This is a genomic window from Brevibacterium antiquum CNRZ 918, from assembly GCF_900169145.1.
GTDB lineage: Bacteria > Actinomycetota > Actinomycetes > Actinomycetales > Brevibacteriaceae > Brevibacterium > Brevibacterium koreense.
The window spans coordinates 102,757-119,723 of record NZ_FXZD01000005.1 but is presented as its reverse complement, the minus strand read 5'-3'; the positions used below and the strand labels follow the sequence as shown (position 1 = coordinate 119,723).

The 16,967-nt window shown below is 62.9% G+C and carries 14 protein-coding genes and 1 pseudogene; 12 read left to right on the top strand and 3 right to left on the bottom strand.

Translation table 11 applies throughout. The features are described 5' to 3' along the window. Window positions 1-149: 149 nt before the first annotated feature. The 5 genes and pseudogenes from BANT918_RS08785 (at window position 150) to BANT918_RS08770 (ending at window position 3,632) form a co-directional block, all read left to right on the top strand. Window positions 150-551, top strand: a complete 402-nt coding sequence (locus BANT918_RS08785) for an MHS family MFS transporter (protein ID WP_145996962.1) — start codon at window positions 150-152, stop codon at window positions 549-551. A gap of 19 nt (window positions 552-570) precedes the next feature. Further along, window positions 571-885 (top strand): MHS family MFS transporter, encoded by a 315-nt coding sequence (locus BANT918_RS08780; protein WP_145996961.1) that lies wholly within the window; start codon window positions 571-573, stop codon window positions 883-885. A gap of 21 nt (window positions 886-906) precedes the next feature. Next, window positions 907-1,614 (top strand): annotated as a pseudogene (locus BANT918_RS17720) (NtaA/DmoA family FMN-dependent monooxygenase); the annotation flags it as partial. Window positions 1,615-1,665: 51 nt separating this feature from the next. Then, window positions 1,666-2,223 (top strand): hypothetical protein, encoded by a 558-nt coding sequence (locus BANT918_RS17715; RefSeq protein ID WP_233429309.1) that lies wholly within the window; start codon window positions 1,666-1,668, stop codon window positions 2,221-2,223. Between the two features lie 98 nt (window positions 2,224-2,321). Continuing rightward, on the top strand, window positions 2,322-3,632 hold the full coding sequence (locus BANT918_RS08770) for an MFS transporter (protein ID WP_101619883.1): 1,311 nt from the start codon (window positions 2,322-2,324) through the stop codon (window positions 3,630-3,632). Between the two features lie 213 nt (window positions 3,633-3,845). On the opposite strand, the gene BANT918_RS08765 is transcribed toward BANT918_RS08770, so the two are convergent. After that, a complete protein-coding gene (locus BANT918_RS08765) occupies window positions 3,846-4,550 on the bottom strand; it encodes a DUF559 domain-containing protein (RefSeq protein WP_145996960.1) in 705 nt (234 codons plus the stop codon). Window positions 4,551-5,311: 761 nt separating this feature from the next. Between BANT918_RS08765 and BANT918_RS08760 the strand changes: the two genes are divergently transcribed. The 3 genes from BANT918_RS08760 to BANT918_RS08750 all read left to right on the top strand — a co-directional run bounded on the left by BANT918_RS08760 (window position 5,312) and on the right by BANT918_RS08750 (window position 9,299). Further along, window positions 5,312-6,727 (top strand): MFS transporter, encoded by a 1,416-nt coding sequence (locus BANT918_RS08760; protein WP_167389428.1) that lies wholly within the window; start codon window positions 5,312-5,314, stop codon window positions 6,725-6,727. Between the two features lie 315 nt (window positions 6,728-7,042). After that, entirely contained in the window at window positions 7,043-8,560 is a 1,518-nt protein-coding gene (locus BANT918_RS08755) for an NCS1 family nucleobase:cation symporter-1 (protein WP_101619880.1), read from the top strand. A gap of 13 nt (window positions 8,561-8,573) precedes the next feature. Then, window positions 8,574-9,299: an aspartate/glutamate racemase family protein gene (locus BANT918_RS08750; protein ID WP_101619879.1), complete on the top strand. Its 726-nt coding sequence runs from the start codon at window positions 8,574-8,576 to the stop codon at window positions 9,297-9,299. A 2-nt stretch (window positions 9,300-9,301) separates the two neighbouring features. On the opposite strand, the gene BANT918_RS08745 is transcribed toward BANT918_RS08750, so the two are convergent. Both BANT918_RS08745 and BANT918_RS08740 read right to left on the bottom strand, forming a co-directional pair. Next, complete coding sequence (locus tag BANT918_RS08745) at window positions 9,302-10,000, bottom strand: GntR family transcriptional regulator (RefSeq protein WP_101619878.1); 699 nt, start codon at window positions 9,998-10,000, stop codon at window positions 9,302-9,304. A 61-nt stretch (window positions 10,001-10,061) separates the two neighbouring features. Further along, window positions 10,062-11,732, bottom strand: a complete 1,671-nt coding sequence (locus BANT918_RS08740; RefSeq protein ID WP_101619877.1) for a DUF885 domain-containing protein — start codon at window positions 11,730-11,732, stop codon at window positions 10,062-10,064. A 299-nt stretch (window positions 11,733-12,031) separates the two neighbouring features. Here BANT918_RS08740 and BANT918_RS08735 point away from each other — a divergent pair, with 299 nt between their 5' ends. The 4 genes from BANT918_RS08735 to BANT918_RS08720 all read left to right on the top strand — a co-directional run bounded on the left by BANT918_RS08735 (window position 12,032) and on the right by BANT918_RS08720 (window position 16,898). Continuing rightward, on the top strand, window positions 12,032-13,228 hold the full coding sequence (locus BANT918_RS08735) for an MFS transporter (RefSeq protein WP_101619876.1): 1,197 nt from the start codon (window positions 12,032-12,034) through the stop codon (window positions 13,226-13,228). A 91-nt stretch (window positions 13,229-13,319) separates the two neighbouring features. Beyond that, the gene (locus BANT918_RS08730) at window positions 13,320-14,117 is read left to right on the top strand and encodes a carbon-nitrogen hydrolase family protein (RefSeq protein WP_101619875.1); all 798 of its coding nucleotides are present in this window, start codon (window positions 13,320-13,322) and stop codon (window positions 14,115-14,117) included. 124 nt (window positions 14,118-14,241) lie between these two features. Beyond that, on the top strand, window positions 14,242-15,054 hold the full coding sequence (locus BANT918_RS08725; protein ID WP_101619874.1) for a TetR/AcrR family transcriptional regulator: 813 nt from the start codon (window positions 14,242-14,244) through the stop codon (window positions 15,052-15,054). Then, window positions 15,051-16,898 (top strand): MDR family MFS transporter, encoded by a 1,848-nt coding sequence (locus BANT918_RS08720; RefSeq protein WP_101619873.1) that lies wholly within the window; start codon window positions 15,051-15,053, stop codon window positions 16,896-16,898. The genes BANT918_RS08725 and BANT918_RS08720 overlap by 4 nt, the downstream gene beginning before the upstream one ends. Window positions 16,899-16,967 lie beyond the last annotated feature (69 nt).

Genomic DNA, 16,967 nt, shown 5'->3' with positions numbered 1-16,967 from the left:
TGTGTTCCAATATGACGATCAAAGTCCCACAGTGACAGGGCTGCGGCACGGGTCACGGCGGAGTCCCTGGATTGCTCAACGAAACGTCGACTCTGATGAGGAACCTGACTCAGATGAGAACCCTGACCATGCCGATGAGGGAGACCCCCATGCCACAGTCCTCCGTAGCGGAGACGATCACCCAGGGCCCACCTCGGCGGCTCCTGGACGGGAAGAAGCGGGTCCTCACCTCGGCGATGCTGGTGGCACTGGGACTGTGGATCCGCCTCGGCGTCTCCGATGCTCCAGCGTTCAAGGAACTCAAGGACTCCGGCAACGTCGCCAAAACACCCCTGCACGACGCCCTGACCAAATTCCCGCGGCTCCTCCTCGTGACAAGTGGACTCCACTTGGCGCAGAACAGCGTCTTCTACCTCATCACCGTCTACACGCTCAGCTACCTGGCCGATAACCGTGATGACTCGACCGCCGGTGTCACCGCCGTCATGATCGCCTCCGCCATCGGCCTGTTCACCGAGCCCCTTTGGGGGGGGGGGGGGGTGGGGCTCTGACAAAGTCGCTCGTAAGCGCGTGAGAATTGGAGGCATCATCGGTATGAACCTCGCCCACGACGCCATCTACGGACCTCAGGCAGCCTGGTTCGCCGAACAGTTCCCCATCGAGATCCGCTACTCAGGAGTCAACATGGGCTGCCAGTTGGGCACCGTCATCGGCGCGGCCATCATGCCGACGGTCGCGGCCCTGCTCTGCGTCGTCGGCCGCCACTCGTCGTCGGCCGCCACTCGTCGTCGGCCGCCACTCGCCGTGGCAGATCTGCGGCTACCTCACGCTGCTGTGCCTGCTCTCACTCATCGCGGCACTGGTGGCGAAGGGCCCCGCTGGTGAGCTGGCGACCAGGGACCAGACCTCTGGCGCCATCCCGAACCCAGGGTCGAGGAATTCACCCAGTTGTCCCTCTGGACGGATCTGGCCAAGACTCTCGCGCGAGGAGGATTCTCCTCCCTGTTCCTCTCCGACATCCTCGGCGTCTACGACATCGACAACGGCAACGCCGAGGAGACAAACCGTGGGGGAGTCCAGTTCCCCCTTCTCGACCAGCTCGTCGCAGTCCCCGCCATGGCCGCAGCGACGAAGACGCTGGGATTCGTCGCAACCGCCTCGGTGGCCTACGAACAGCCCTACCTGCTGGCCCGGACACTGACGACCCTCGACCACTTCACCAATGGGCGCGTGGCCTGGAACATCGTCACCAGCTACGTCGACTCCACGGCACGCAACCTGGGACTCGAGGGCCAGAATCCCCACGATGAACGCTACGACCGGGCCGATGAGCACATGGACGTCATGTACAAACTCTTCGAAGGCTCGATCACCCCCGAGGCGCTGCGCGCCGACGCCGAGGAAGACGTGTTCGTCGATCCCGAGCCGGTCCACGACATCAACCACCAAAGCAAGTTCTTCACCCTTCCCCGGCAGGCGCTCGCCGTGCCTGGACCTCAGGGGACACCGCTGCTGTTCCAGGCCGGTGCCTCAAAGCGCGGACAGGAGTTCGCCCTCGACCACGCCGAGGCGATCTTCTTCTCCGGTCCCACACCGCAGATCCTGCGCACCTGAGTCGACAAGGTCCGCGACGGCCTCGAGGAACGAGGACGGTCCCGCGACAGCGTGAAGATCTTCGCGCTAGCCACCGCCATCGTCGACGGCACCGAGGAAGCAGCCGAACTCAGGCTCGCCGACTACACACGCTATGTCGACACCGAATCCGCGCTCTCGCTCTTCGGCGGCTGGACCGGCGTCGACCTCTCCGGCACCAAGCCGGACGACCCGCTGGAGCACGTGGCCACCGAGGCGAATCAGTTCGCGCTCGCCTCCTTCACCACCCTGGCCGGTGATAGGACCTGGACCATCCGCGACCTTGCCGAGTTCGTCGCCATCGGCGGACGCGGACCCGTCATCACCGGCTCACCCGCGACGATTGCCGACGAGTTGGAACGCTGGATGTCCGAGGCCGACATCGACGGATTCAACATCGCCGCTGCCGTGCGCCCAGCCGACGCCGAACGATTCACGAAATATGTCTCGCCCGAACTGCGCCGCCGCGGTCTCCTGCCCGAACCGGTCGAGTGCGCGACCGCCCGCGAACAGCTCACCGGACAGGGCCCCCACCTGGCCGATGACCATAAGGGTGCCGGATTCCGCTTGGGTGCCAACGCTCTCGTGTGAGCTGGTCGCTGCGACCCTGCGAGTTCATCCACCGGTGACTTCTGGTGGATAATGGTCTGCGGCCATTTTCCGATCCGCCGATTGACCAAGGATCCCGCATGAGCGCAGCGACGCCCCAGACATCCGCCGAGACCACCTCGGCACCCGCCTACAAACGCAAGGCACTCTTCGCCGCTGCTGTCGGATACGGGCTCGCCGGCTTCGACCTGCTCATTCTCAGCTTCGCACTGGGTGGAATCATCGCCACCTTCGGGCTCAGCGATGTCGAGGCGGGATCGCTGTCGACGATCACCCTCTTCGGCGCAGTCCTCGGCGGTATCGTCTTCGGTTCCCTGGCCGACAGCTACGGACGCGTGAAGGTTCTGACTTGGACCGTTCTCGTCTTCGCCGTGTTCACCGGCCTGAGTGCTGTCGCCCAGGGGTACTGGGACATGGCCGCCTATCGGTTCATCGCCGGCATCGGAATCGGCGGTGAGTTCGGCATCGGCATGGCGTTGGCCGCCGAAGCGGTCCCGGCCCATCAGCGTGCCCGCGCCACATCATGGGTCGGTGTGGGATTCCAGATCGGCGTCTTCGCCGCCGCAATCGTCGCAGCTCCCGTCATAGCGTTGTGGGGGTGGCGAGCACTCTTCGTCATCGGGCTGTTCCCCGCTGTCTTCGCCTTCGCCATCCGCCGAGGTGTCGAGGAACCAGACAAGTTCGTGCAGTCTCGGCAGGGTCATGAAGTGGGGGAGTCGGAGGGCCCAGGGGAGTCGGAGGGCTCGGAGTCCGACGGTGCCGGCGCACCCGCAGTGAACCTTCCGACCTTCGGCGCGAAAATCCGTGCGCTGGTCAGGGACAAAGCGACCGCGAAGATCACGTTCGCGCTCATCGTCCTCTCGACGGTGCAGAACTTCGGATACTTCGGCATCATCGCCTGGCTGCCGAACTACCTCTCCGAGAAGATGGAGCTCGGTGTGACGAAGGGATCGCTGTGGACTGCGGTCACGGTGATCGGAATGCTCGCCGGCATCCTCATCTTCGGTCAGGTCGCCGATCGATTGGGCAGGCGTCCGGCGTTCTGGATCTTTCAGGCCGGAGCTATCGTCTCGATCCTGGTGTACAGCCAAATGACCGATCCCACCGCGCTGCTGGTGGGAGGATTCTTCATGGGAGCCTTCGCCAACGGCATGCTGGGCGGGCACGGGGCACTGCTGGCAGAGATGTACCCGACGCAGGTGCGAGCCACAGCACAGAACGTCGTTTTCAACATCGGACGTGCCCTGGGCGGACTTGCACCCGTGGTCATCGCCCTGCTCGCCGACTCCTTCGGGTTCGCGTTCGCACTCGCGCTGCTGCCGATCATCTACATCATCCAGTTCCTCGCCATGTTCCTGTTGCCGGAGAAGCGCGGCATCGAACTGGAATAGCGGCATCGAACTGGAATAGCGGCATCGAACTGGAGCGGGCAGGCCCGTCCGGCCAGGGACGGTCGGAGCATTCCCGCGTCATTGTGGCCTAGCGTTCGAAATTACCCAGGTTGTCGAACGCTAGGCCACAATGATGAGCACTCGACCAGCCAGAACTTCGCAGGGAGGGACACCTAGGGGAGAGCCACTCAGAAGAGGTTTGTGCCCTCGCCGCTATGTGAGGTGGTGCTTGAGAATTCTTGCGAATTGCATCATGTTGGTTTTCTTCGACACTCTGAGCACGGTCCAGCCTGCGGCGTTCAGCGCCTCTAACCGACGATTGTCCGCGGCGAACTGTGCGTCGGAGCTTCGGTGGTGGTCACCTTCATACTCGATTGCCACCTTCTTCTCGGGGTATCCGAGGTCGGGGTGGAGCACGCCGGGTACGACTGAACAGCGGATGGCAGGATGGATGACAGGTTCAGGGAAGCCATGATTGATCAGCCAGAGTCGTAGCCAGGTTTCACGCGGAGAGTCGACGCCTTCACGCATCATTTCAAGAGCGCTTTCCGTAGTCTTCCTGTCGTGAATGCGGTCACGGTCGGTGACCTCTCTCCTCAGCGACGACAGCGAGGTAAGAGCCTCACCATGCCACGGGCCGATTGCTGCCTCGCCGAGCGTTGTGAGTTCAGCGACGTTCAGAATCGGGGCAAGCTCGACGAAAAGCTGCGGCACAGATATGAGTGGCAAGTCGAAGAAGCTCGAGGTCCTCAACTCTTTGTACCGGTGGAGTGCTACCCCGGGTCGAGTCATCGACGCGTTGAGTGCTGGGGTAACGACATGCACGCTCCGCTCATTCAGGTGAGCTGGGAGGGGGAGCCCATAGAGTCGTGCAGCGGTGAGATTGCACCCGGCGACTTCGTCGTCGAGCTTGAGCATGGCTTTCACATGCATCTGCTTCCGCAGCCACTGGTGATCAGCCCACAGCGGGGCGATGACAGAGGTCTCGGGCTGAGTGTCGATCCAGATACCGCGAGTGAGCTGAACATACCTGGAGTCGGTTCGCAGCCGATACGGGCTGATGCCACGGGCGGACGCTTCGTGGCGGGTGAATGGCACAGGAGCGGTGAGGAACTGGACTGGGCGGTTCCCGGTCAGGCGGTGGTGATCTAGTGGCGCTGGGCTGGACTGTCCTGCCATGTCGTGGTCGGTCTTCATAACCAGTGACAGTGACACTTTCCCACCTGCAACGGAACAATGAGGAGCGTGCCTGTGGAGGAAGATCTGGCATCCACAGGCCATTTGCACATGAGTGGTGGCCCCCGCCATGGAGCTGTGCACGCGAGTTGAAGGCAGGTTCGGCCCCGTCACCTCGGACGAAGGTCGTGCAAAGGCCAACGACTTTCGGACGTATGCTGCGTCATTGTGGGCCGGCGTTCGAAATATCCCCAATAGTCGCACGCAAGTCCACATCGACGTCGGTATCACGGAGGCACATCGACGGCGGCCAGGCGGCATATCGGGCCAGTCCCAACGGGGACGATCGGCGTCCATGACATATTGTGACGGCCGGGGCGCCGGGCTGGGGCTTGCCCAGACAATACTGAGTGATTGTGAATAGTCCTGAACCTGCCGGTACTTCGGCTCACGCACCAGATACCACTTGCCGAGACGATGGAACGCGAAGAAGCGAGGGAGGGGTGTCCCCACGGATCATCCGCAGCGCCTCGGACATCCACTCCGTCCTCGCCGAATTCGGGTCCCAGGGGACGAAGACCAAGGCCGTCATCATCCTCGCCCTGGGTGGGATCTTTATGGATGCCTACGACTTCTCGTCCTTGGCCTTCGGCATCACCGCGATCAAGGAACAGTTCGGGCTCTCGGGCTTCATGACCGGGCTCGTCAACGCCTCGATCATGGTCGGAGCCGTCATCGGTGCGCTGTTCGGCGGATACCTCGTCGACCGCTTCGGGCGCTACAAACTGTTCATGGCCGATATGGTCTTCTTCGTCGTCGCCGCCATCGGCTGTGCCGTGGCTCCCAACGAATGGGTTCTCATCTTCTTCCGCTTCGTCATGGGCATCGGCGTCGGGCTCGATCTGCCCGTGGCGATGGCCTTCCTCGCCGAATTCTCCAAGCTCAAGGGCAAGGGCAACCGTTCGCAGCGCGTCAATGCCTGGTCTCCTGCCTGGTACATCGCCACAGGAATCGGCTACCTCGTCGTCCTCATCATCTTCATCAGCCTGCCCTATGACCAGCACGCCATCCTGTGGCGCCTCGTGGTGGGCTTCGGTGCGGTCCCAGCACTCGTGGTGCTCCTCGTCCGCCGCCGCTACCTCGCCGAATCACCCGAATGGCTTGCGAACCAGGGCGACCTGCGCGCGGCCGTTGATGTCATGCGCTCACACCACAACCTCGACGTGGAACTCGCCGCGGATGTGGGCAGCGCAGGGACAGGCACAGCCGCGGTGTCGAAGAGCGGCGGCAAGTGGAGCGGTTTCGCGGAACTCTTCGCCCCGCAGTATCGTGTGCGCACGATCGTCGCACTGTGCGTATCGGTGTTCTCCACCTTCGGGTACAACGCCGTCGCCTACGGCACCCCGCTGATCATCACGACCCTCTTCCACCAGACGCCACTGGTCACGATCATCGCCTCGCTCGTCATCAACCTCGGATTCGGAGCCATCGGCGGGCTGCTGGGCATGACGATCGTCAATCGCTTCGGCACCCGCCGCATCACCCTCGTGGGCTTCGTGATCCAGGCAGTGGCACTGGCTCTGCTGGCCATCGTCGGCATCCCGACCGGTGCTCTCGTGCTCGTTTCCGTGGCGATGCTCGCGGCCTTCGTCTTCGCCCAAGCCGGTGGGCCAGGAGCCAACCTGATGAACTATGCGACCCTGTCCTACCCGACGAGGCTGCGCGGAATCGGCATCGGCTTCAACCAGTCCGTGCTGCGTGCGTTTTCGATCGTCTCCCTCATCATGTTCCCGATCCTGGCCGGTTCCATGGGCACCGGGGTCTTCTGGATCGTCGCCTGTGCACCCTTGGCCGGCGCGATCGCAGTGGGCATCGTCAAGTGGGATCCGACGGCGAAGGACGTCGAAGAGGAGCTGTAACGCTCCGACGCAGGATTTGAGTGCACTCGGGCGCCATCGGCTGATTGTCAGCCGGTGGCGTCCTTTCTCTCGCATAGCGAGATAATGGTATGCCAAAATATGATGCAGATTTCAGCAGTCGACGAGCCTGTGGTCAGCGATCTTGTGTCCCGCACAACCGTTGTCGTAGAGCATTTCAGCGCGGATTCCGGAGCAGCTCCATTGCGTGTGATCTGTGACTCACGTTACGCTGACCGGGACAGAAATCACCACCACAGCGCTGTGATCCGACATTTGGTATCCCAGGGGTGTGCTTTTCAGACGTGAGGAACCCCCATGGCAAAGACTGAGGCCACGCAGGACTCCGCGCCCAAGTGGATGGGGCCGAGCCCCGAGCAGTTGGCGGCTCATCGCATCAGCCCACGGTTCTACAACTCGGATCTGGCACCGAGTCGAAAAGAAGGGCGCAGCTGGACCGCATACAGCGTCTTCACCCTCTGGGCCAATGACGTCCACTCACTTGGCAACTACGGCTTCGCCTTCGGACTCTTCGCGCTCGGCCTCGGTGCCTGGCAGATCCTCGTCGCACTTCTCGTCGGTGCCGGCCTGCTCTTCTTCCTGCTGACGCTCTCCGGCTTCATGGGCCATAAGACCGGAGTGCCCTATCCCGTGATGAGCCGCATCGCCTTCGGCATCCACGGTGCGCAGCTTGCAGCCTCGGTGCGTGGCATCGTCGCCATCGCCTGGTTCGGCATCCAGACCTACCTGGCCTCCAGTGTCCTGGGCGTCTTACTCATCACCCTTGTGCCCGGCTTCCAGTCGTGGGCCGAGGTCGAGTTCCTCGGTCTCTCCGGACTGGGCTGGTTCTCATTCACTCTGCTCTGGATCGTCCAGGTCATCATCGTCAGCTATGGCATGGAGATGATCCGCAGATATGAGGCGATCGCTGGGCCGATCATCCTCGTCACCTTCGTCTCGCTGGCCATCTGGATGCTCGCTCGCGTCGACTTCTCCATTTCCTGGGCCCGAGACGGTGCCCTGTCCGGTTGGCCGATGTGGATGCACATCCTCGGCGGCGGGTCCCTGTGGGTCGCGATCTACGACACCTTCGTCCTCAATTTCTCTGACTTCACCCGCGCAGCCAAGAACAAGGGGTCGATCGTCGTCGGCAACTTCTGGGGCATTCCGATCAATATGCTGGTCTTCGGCCTCGTCGTCATCTCCCTGGCCGGTGCCCAGTACACGATCGACGGCACGGTCATCACCTCACCAGCCGACATCGTGCAGACCATCGGCAATCCGATCCTGCTGGCGCTGGCTTCCCTGGCCCTGCTGATCCTCACGGTCGCGGTCAACCTCATGGCCAACTTCGTCGCCCCGACCTACGCGTTGACGAACATGTTTCCGCGTCACCTCAACTTCCGCAGCGCGGCAATCATCAGCGCGGTCATCGGCTTCGTCATCCTGCCGTGGAATCTCTACGACTCACCCGTTGTCATCGTCTACTTCTTGGGCGGACTCGGCGCCCTGCTGGGACCCCTGTTCGGCGTCATCATGGTCGACTACTGGGTGATCCGGAAGACGAAAGTCAACGTTCCCCAGCTCTACACCGAAGCCAACGACGGCGAGTACTTCTACCACCGTGGGATCAACTGGCGCGCCATCGGAGCCTTCATCCCGGCCGCCCTCATCTCACTTGTCTTTGCCCTGGTTCCCGCATTCGCCGGATTCTCCGAGTTCTCCTGGTTCAGCGGGGCAGGCATCGCCGCGGTCATCTACTTCATCATCGCCCGTCGCAACTTCACCTTCCGTGAGGTCGACGGCGAAGAGATCGCCGTCCCCACCACTCACTGATTGAGAGCTCATCATGAAAATTCTCGTCGTCAACGTGAATACAACTGAGTCAATGACCGAGGGCATCGCCCGTGCGGCACGGGAGGCCGCCTCGGCGACCACCGAGATCATTGCGCTGACCCCCAGCTTCGGCGCCGAATCCTGTGAAGGCAACGTCGAGAGCTACCTTGCGGCGTTGGGGGTCATGGATGCGGTGATGAAATACCAGGGAGGCTTCGATGCCGTCATCCAGGCAGGGTACGGCGAGCATGGGCGCGAAGGACTGCAGGAACTCCTCGACGTGCCCGTCATCGACATCACCGAGGCGGGGGCCGCCCTGGCGATGTTCTTCGGCCACAGGTACGCGGTCGTCACGACGCTTGATCGCACCGTTCCGCTCATCGAGGACCGGCTCCTCCTGGCCGGACTGAACGCTCACTGCACCTCGGTGAGGGCTTCGGGAATGGCCGTGCTTGAGCTGGAGAATCAGCCCGACCGCGCCGTGGAAGCGATCGCTGATCAGGCCGCCGAGGCGGTCGAACGTGACCGTGCAGAGGCCATCGTCCTCGGGTGCGGGGGAATGGCCGACCTCAAGCAGGTCATCGTCGAACGCTGCGATGTCCCCGTCGTCGACGGAGTCACCGCCGCAGTGAAACTGGCCGAATCACTCGTGGGGCTGGGGCTGAAGACCTCGAAGGTCCGCACCTACGCGCCGGCCCGTCCGAAGCAGCTGAGCGGGTGGCCCTTCTCCGCTGCCTGATGTCAGTCCTCGCCTGATTCGCGTCCCTCGTCGATGGCCTTGGCGAGGCGTTCCTTGTGTTTGTCGTGCTGGTCCTGACTCGTCCCGAGGTGGCGGGCAGCCAGATCTCTGACCTTCGCCTGATCTCGATGGGCGATCGCATCATAGAGCTGGGCGTGCTCCGTGGCGACGAAATCGAGGTCGTCGTGCTGGCGCAGCTGCCAGCGCATGCGCGAGTCGAGGAGCTCACCGATCTCGGCGAGGAGCCGGTTGCCGGAGAGCTCGGTGACAATGGCATGGAAGTCCGCCGCCGAGCGATGGGCGCCGACCACGTCACCGGCTTTCGACAGTTCCTTGCCCTTGGCCAGTGTGGCTTCGAGCTTGGCCAGGCCCTCCCGATTATGCCGTTGAGCGGCGAGTTCGAAGGACAGGATGTCAAAGACCGTCCGCACCTCGTTGAGGTCGGCGATGTCACTGGGGGAGAACTCGCGCACCGTTGACCAGGTGTTGGGCCGATTCGCCACCAGCCCTTCAGCGGCGAGCTGTTTGAGGGCTTCGCGGATCGGCACACGACTGACACCGAGCTCCGTCGCCAGATTCCGCTCGACCAGTTTGCTGCCGGGCAGCCTGACGCCGTCGATGATCTCGTCGCGCAGCACCTCGGTGACCCGCACGGTCTCAGAGCGCGGGCCATCGCTGCGCGGACTGCCATTGTTCTTCACCAGGTCATTCTCCCACCAGTGTTCATCAGCATCCCAGCACTAGTCAGCCTCGTGCCGAAGTTCAGCGCTTCATGGCTCGGCCCAGGGTGTCCAGGCCGACCGATCCCAGGTTGAGGGCCTTGGTGTGGAATGCCTTGAGGTCGAAGTCTGCTCCGGCCTCGGCCTTGGCCTCGTCGCGGAACTGCTCCCACAGCCGCTGACCGATCTTGTAGCTCGGTGCCTGCCCGGGCCAGCCGAGGTACCGGTCGAGTTCGAATGCGAGGAAGCTGCGGTCCATGGCGACATTGTCGGTGAGGAACTGCCACGCCTTCTCCCGGTTCCAGACTCCTCCGCCGAGGCTGGCCGGGGCGTCGAGTCCCAGGTGGAAGCCGATGTCGAGGACCACTCGTGCGGCACGCAGGCGCTGCGAGTCGAGCATGCCCAGGTAGTCACCGGGATCGCCCATGAAGCCGAGGTCGGCCATGAGCTTCTCGGCGTAGAGCGCCCAGCCTTCACCATGCCCGGAGACCCAGCACATGAGTCGGCGCCAGCGGTTGAGGGTGTCAGAGACATACGTGGCCTGGCCGACCTGAAGATGATGGCCCGGCACGCCTTCGTGATAGACCGTGGTCTTCTCCTGCCAGGTGGCGAACTCGGTGACGCCTTCGGGCACCGACCACCACATGCGTCCCGGGCGGGAGAAATCGTCGGTGGGTCCGGTGTAGTAGATGCCTCCGGTGGCCGAAGGTGCGATCATGCATTCGATCCTGCTTACGGGCTCGGGAATGTCGAAGTGGGACTTCCCGAGCTCCGTGATCGCCTCGTCGGCGACCTCCTGCATCCACTCACGCAGCCCGTCGGCTCCGTGCAGGGTTCGCTCGGGATCATTGTTCAGCGTCTCCATGACCTCGAACAGATCGGCACCGGGTTGGATCGCAGCTGCGACCTCACGCTGCTCGGCATCGATGCGGGCAAGTTCGTCGAGTCCCCACGCATAGGTCTCGTCGAAGTCGACCTCGGCACCGAGGAAGTTCCGGGAGTGCAGGGCGTAGGCCTCACGACCACAGGCCTCATTCTCCGGCGCTGCCGGGAGAAGTTCGTCAGCCAGGAAATCGGCAAGGTGGGCAAACGACTCACGGGCCGCCTCGGCGTGGGTGTTCAGCTGCTCACGCAACGACGCCGGAACAGCGGTGGCCCCGGCGATGAGCTGGTCGAAGTTGCTCCCGGGTTCGGCCAGTGTGCGGGCCTGTTCGATGACCTTCTGAACCTGGATGCGGGCGGATACCTGGCCGCGGCTCTTGGCCAGGGACAGGGACTCCTGGTAGCCGGCGACCGATGTTGGAACCGCCGCCATCGTGGTGTCGACCGTCTCCCAGTCGTGGGTGGTCTCGGTGGGCATGAGGTCGAAGGCATCGCGGATGGACTGCAGGGGAGACTCGATGACGTTGAGACTCGAATGGTCGAGGCCGGCCTCGAAATAGTCGCGATCCACGGTCAGCCGGTCGCGCATCGCGTCGATGGTGACGAGGTCGACGTCGTCGAGGCCGGCTGACTTCTCAGCCTCTGCGAGCTTGGCCAGGGTCTCCACGGTGAGATCGTTGGCGGCAGCCAGACCGGCGGGGGAGAAGTCATCGAAGCCCGTCGCGCCGTCGAGACCGAGGTAGAGGGCGAGGGAGGGGGAGAGTGCAAGTGATCTGTCGACATATTCTTCAGCGACGGCGTCAATGGCCGAGGGGGTTCTCTTCTGGGTCATGTCTCTCACCCTATATGACTGAGAACACGCCAGCTTGTGTCGATTTGGACCCACAGCCCGGCTGCGTCGACTCATATTCGGCCAGGAGATTTGGTGGCTATTGACGGACGACTAGAGCAAGATCACCCCGGGGTGGGGCGCCGGCAACAGGAGCCACCGGATAGCATGGACAGGTTCCCGCCTCGATCTCAGCGGATCAGCCGATCACAGCCGATGGGCCATCACAGCAGATCGCCCATCTCAGCGGGCACCCCGGGGGACTGGACGCATCATTCAACAGGAAGAGAGACTGATCTTCAGTGGCACGGGCACAGCTATGGACCAAGGACTTCGTCGTCGGCATCGGTCTCAACCTGTCGATGGCGATGGTGTTCTACCTCCTCATGACGTCCATGGCCGGCTATGCCGTCGCCAGGTTCTCCGCTGGTGAAGCAGCTGCTGGGTTCGCGTCCTCGTCCTTCGTCGTGGGTGCCGTCGTCGCCCGTGTGCTGACCGGAAAGTACCTCGACTTCATCGGTCGCCGGAAGCTTCTCATCATCACGATGGCGGTCTCGATCCTCGCCTCCGTGGCCTATATATTCGCCGACACCCTGGTCTGGCTCTTCGCCATCCGCATCATCCACGGCATCGCCTTCGGGGCCGGCAACACAGCCATCATGACCGCGATCCAAAGCGTCATCCCGGCCTCTCGCCGAGGTGAGGGCACCGGATACTTCGGCACCGCAACAACGCTGTCCACCGCTCTGGGACCCTACCTGGGTGTAGTTCTCCCGCGTGCCTACGACTTCCCGATGCTCTTCGCAGCCTCGGCTTTCATGTCGGTCGTCGCCTTCATCCTCTGCGTCGTCATCAAGCTGCCCAAGCAGGAACTCAGCGATTACCAGCGCAGGACCAAATGGCATCTGAAGATCAGCACGCTCGTCGATCGCGATGGTCTGCGCATCGGTTCGATCATGCTCATCGCAGGTACTGCCTATGCAGCGGCTCTGGTGTTCCTGGCCGGCTATGCCGCTGACAACGGTGTTGCGAGTGCTGCATCCCTGTTCTTCGTCGCCTTCGCGGTGGCGTCACTGGTTGCGCGGCTGTTCGTCGGTCGCCTGCAGGACACTCTCGGCGACAACTTCGTCATCTATCCTGTCTTCGTCTTCAACCTCGTCGGAAACATTCTGCTGGCGATGTGGCCGACGATGACGGGAATCATCCTCGCCGGCGTCTTCGTCGGCCTGGGCTTCGGCTCACTGATGCCGTGCATGCAGGCGATCACCGTGAAATCCGTACCGATGTCGCGGGTGCCGGTGGCCACGGCCTCGTTCTTCCTCCTCCTCGACGCGGGGTCGGGGATCGGCCCGATCATCCTCGGCGCCATCATGCCGCTGACCGGCGGCAACGGCATGTTCATGCTCTGTGCTGTGCTCGTGGCCCTCGGGATGGTCGTGTACTACATCGTCCACGGCCGTCGCCGAGGTGGCCGTCCCGGCCGCGAATACCTGCACTGAGGTCCCTCTCAGCTGGGTGGAGGTTTCTCCGCGCGTGTGATCGCGATAGCCTGAACGCATCGTTGACACTCCCGGATCGCAAGGACTGGCCATGAAATTCGCACTCGCGCAGATCAATTCCACCACCACAGTTGCGGACAACCTCGACAAGGTTCGGGACTACACGAACAAGGCCGCTGAGGCCGGAGCCGAGTTCGTCGTCTTCCCCGAGGCCACGATGTCCGCGTTCGGTCCCGGCTTGCGCGAAGTCGCCGAGGCGAACACCGAGTCGTGGCGGGCTGCGATGGCCCAGCTGGCGGCCGACACCGGAATCACCGTCATCGTGGGCGAGTTCGCGACCTCAGGGGAGAAGGTGATCAACCTGCTTGCCGTCTACCCGCCGCAGGGTGAACGCCGCGACTATGCGAAGATCCATCTCTACGATGCCTTCGGCTTCAAGGAATCCGACACCGTCGTTCCCGGTGAGGATCCCGTCGTCATCGACCTTGGCGGTGAGAGCGTCGGGCTGACACTCTGCTACGACATCCGCTTCCCGAAGCTGTTCGCCGAGGTCAGCCGTCGTGGTGCCAAACTCGCCATCGTCGCCGCCTCTTGGGGTGCTGGGACGGGCAAGGTCGAGCAGTGGCAGACTCTGGCCCGTGCTCGGGCATTGGACTCCAACATGTTCGTGGCAGCCATCGGCCAGGCCGATCCCGAGGTCAGTGGTGTCGAGGTGCCGAAGAAGGGGCCCACAGGTGTCGGCCACAGTCTCGTCTCCGATCCCTTCGGTCATGTCATCTCCTCACTCGAGGGTGAAGAGGCTCTCGAGGTCGTCGAGGTGGACCTTGCCGGAGCTGACAAGGCCGCCGAGGCGATTCCGGTGCTGAGGAACGCGAAGCTCGGGTACTGAGGAATAACCTTCCAGCGCCCGAACGCTGGCGAACCGATTGAAGTCAGGGAGCGGGCTGGGAATGTGCCGCAAAGCACATTAGTTGCACTTGAGGCAAAAATGCACTGGGTGCAATAATGTAGTTATGCAATCTACACCTTCCGGCGAATCCACGCGCACCGACTCTGCCGCGACCGAGCCTTCCGACGCCACCGGCTGCGCCGACCAGTCCGAGGGGCTGCGCGAGCGGAAGAAGCGTGAGCGCGGTCAGGCTCTGCGCCAGGCTGCCCTCGACCTGGCGCTCGAGAACGGGTACACCAACGTCACCGTCGAAGACATCTGCGAACGCTGCGGGGTCTCCCGGCGCACCTTCTTCAATTACTTCTCAAGCAAAGAAGAAGCCCTGCTGGGCCGTGCCGACACAGTCTTCGACGATGAGGATCAGCCCGACATTGCCGCCTTCGAAGCCGGCGGTCCGAACGGACGACTCCTTGCCGACCTCCAGCACCTGCTGGCCTCGGTGGTGCGGACGCGTCTGAACAAGCGCGAAGAGATGCATCAGTATCACCTGCTGATGAAGCAGGATCCCTCGCTGATGCAGGTGCAGATGTCGCGCATGGGCAACAGCGAGCGCCTGTTCCGGGAAATGATCCAACGTCGTCTCGACGGGGCAGCGTCGGCCTCGGCAATGCCTGCAGTCGACGAGAACTCAGCGGCCGAGAAGAATCTCAGCGTCACCTCGGCGATGGATTCCTCTTCTGCCGGCACCGACTCCGCTCACTGCCATGACGACGAAGCCGTGCCCGTGTCCACTCGGGCCGAGGCCCTTGCCGCCTTGGCGATGATGGCGATCAAGGCCACATTCATGCGTCTGCGCAAGGTTGAGGGCGCCCCCGCCCTGGTCATCAGAGAACTGTTCGACGAGCTGCGAGATGTTTTTGAGGAGGAGTCCGCATGAGTTCAGCAACCGCAACTGCGCAGACGGCGCCGATCGTCTTGACCAGGAAGACGATCGTCCTGATCTTCTCCGCGCTCATGGCCGCCATGTTCCTAGCAACCCTTGACCAGACGATCGTGTCGACGGCGATGCCGACGATTGTCGGTGAACTCGACGGCGTCGAGCATCAGGCATGGCTGGTCACCATCTACCTGCTGGCGATGACCATCGTCATGCCGCTGTATGGCAAATTCGGCGATATGTGGGGCAGGAAGGTCATCTTCCTCGTCGCGATCGCGATCTTCGTCGTCGGCTCGTTCGGGTCCGGCATGGCACAGAACTTCTGGGAACTCATCGCTTGGCGCGGCTTCCAGGGTCTGGGCGGCGGCGGTCTGATGATCCTGTCGCAGGCCATCATCGCCGACATCATTCCCGCCAGCGAACGCGGCAAATACATGGGTCCGCTCGGCGGGCTGTTCGCGATCTCCAGCGTGCTCGGCCCGGTCCTGGGCGGATTCTTCACCCAGCACATGGACTGGCGCTGGTGCTTCTGGGTCAATGTCCCGATCGGCATCGTCGCGTTCTTCATCGCACTCTTCGCACTCAAGCTGCCGAGCCATAAATCGGATAAGAAGGTCGACGTTCTCGGCATCATCTTCATGGTGGCCGCGACCTCGCAGCTGATCCTCGTAACCAGCTGGGGCGGTCACGACTATGACTGGAATTCGCCGACTATCATCTCCTTGATCATCGGCACGGTGGTCTCTGCCCTCGTCTTCGTCTACGTCGAGTCCAAGGTCAGCAACCCGATCATCCCGATCAACCTGTTCAAGAACAAGACCTTCGTCCTCTCCACAGCCATCGGCCTGCTGCTGGGGTTGGGCATGTTCTCCGCAATGGCGTTCCTGCCCACGTTCATGCAGATGGCATCCGGGACCGACGTGACGGGTTCCGGCCTGCTCATGCTCCCGATGATGGCCGGCGTCATGCTGACCTCGATCGTCTCCGGCTTCATCGTGTCAAAGACCGGCAAGTACAAGATCTACCCGCTCTTCGGCACCCTCATAGCCGGCATTGCCCTGGCCTGGATGACCACGCTGACGGCCGACACCTCGATGGTGCTCATCGGCGCCATGATCTTCACCATGGGCTTCGGTCTGGGCCTGGTCATGCAGATCATCGTCCTCGTCATCCAGAACTCCGTGGCACCGGAGCTGGTGGGCACCGCGACCTCGACGAACAACTACTTCCGCGAGATCGGTGCCGCTGTGGGCACGGCACTGTTCGGGTCGATCTTCACCTCCCGACTGGCAGACAAGCTCGGTGAAGCGTTGTCGCAGGCACCCGGCGGTGGCGCAGGTGCGGGCGGAGCAGGAGCTGGCGCTCCGACCACTGACTCGCTGACACCGGAGTCTGTGGCCTCGCTGCCCGGACCCATCCACGACCTCGTCGTCAACGCCTACGCGGATGCCTTGGCACCCTCGTTCTGGTACATGGTGCCGGTGTTCCTCGTGGCCTTCGTCCTCGCCTGGTTCCTGCCGCAGCTCAAGCTCTCCGACGTCGCCGGAATGGTGGCCCGCGGTGAAGCTGTCTACGGTGACGATATGGGCGGTCCGACACGAGGCGTGACGAGCGCTTCGGGGGACTCGGTGACGGGTTCGGGTGACTCGGCAGCCAGTTCGTCGACGGCCGACGGGCGCAGTACTCAGCGTCTGAGCACGGTCACCGTCGAGGACGGATACGCACCTCATCCCGGAGTCGATACAGGAACCATCCATCAGGTGGGGGCCAACCATGAGGTGGGTGCCAATCACCAGGTGGAGCCTGGAGCCGACCCGGCGAAGGACCAATACCGGCTGAGGTGAGCTGACACCCCCAATGCCACCGACCCGCCGGCGGCATCGAGGGGACTGCTTACCATCGAGGGGATTGCT